Here is a 1,207-nt window from a genome sequence, read left to right on the forward strand (position 1 = left end):
AAAAGGTTTTTTGCATGCGGCTGACTCAGGCGATGGGCTTCCCGCGATTGTGCCAGCCAAGAGAGCTGCTGAGGAATAAATCAGCGTTTCCTTAACAAACTGAGCATCGCGTTAAAAAGCCGCCACATTAGGCGGCTTTTTTGATCAACAGAGGGACAGAATGGACGCTGTACAAACTTGGTTTGCCGCAGGCTTTAACCAGTTACACCCTATGCTCCAAGACCTGCATCGCCACGGCGGCCAGCTGCACGGCCAAATCGACATCCAATACGGACACGGGCTAGCAGGCTTAGTCGGCAAACGCTTTGCCGCTAAATTCGGTTTACCGCTGAGCGTTAGCAGCACCGCACTCGATGTGCACATTCACTCTGATGACCAAGCCTTGTATTGGCAGCGTACTTTTGCCGGCGCAACGCAGCGGCAATCCGTGTTCAGCCCCGTAGGCTACTGGCCTGCAGGCTACTGGCTGGAAAAAACCGGCGCTGTGCAATTGGTGTTAGCAGTGCAGGTGATCGACGGCGGCTGGCACTGGCAACCGCTCCAGTGCCGGTTATTCGGCGTGCGCATCCCCCTGTTCTGTATGCCACAAGTGCGCGCCTATAAAAGCATCGAGAACAGCCAATACCGGTTTTACGTGGGCGTATCGCTGCCCGTGCTCGGCTTTTTGTTCTCCTACAGCGGATTACTGGAGCTCATATGAACATAAAGTGCTGCAAGAAAATTCAGAAACCACGACTTAAATTTTCAGCGAATATGAGCGATTTTATTGGGCTCAGCACACTCCTGCTTATTATGTTCTGCATGGTCGGCTTTTTGGTATATGGCGTTGGCGAGGCTGCACTAGAAGGGCTGACTGGCGGCAGCACAGCCGAGGAGTTTCAATCTTGCTACGAAAACGACACCGGCAGAAGGCGCATAAGCGGGTGCATTGTAACCTCTAGCCTTTTTCTATCACTGATGTTTATTTCCGCCATCATTTACCTATTACCCAAAGCCTTAAATGCCTGCGGTTACTTAATAAACTATAGACTCACCATTAAAACCGAGTGCTCCATCTGCAAAAAGCAGAAGGTAATCTGCGACTTACCCAACATATCAACAGAGCCAAAGAACTAGGGAAACGCTGATTTATTCCTCAGCAGCTCTCTTGGCTGGCACAATCGCGGGAAGCCCATCGCCTGAGTCAGCCGCATGCAAAAAACCTTTT

General features: G+C 51.1%; 1 protein-coding gene. It reads left to right on the forward strand.

Annotated elements, in window-relative coordinates:
- Positions 1 to 160: 160 nt before the first annotated feature.
- On the forward strand, positions 161 to 700 hold the full coding sequence (locus tag BMX80_RS17545; protein WP_074870820.1) for a DUF4166 domain-containing protein: 540 nt from the start codon (positions 161 to 163) through the stop codon (positions 698 to 700).
- The last annotated feature ends 507 nt before the right edge of the window (positions 701 to 1,207 follow it).

The sequence above is a fragment of the Atopomonas hussainii genome (assembly GCF_900109735.1).
GTDB lineage: Bacteria > Pseudomonadota > Gammaproteobacteria > Pseudomonadales > Pseudomonadaceae > Atopomonas > Atopomonas hussainii.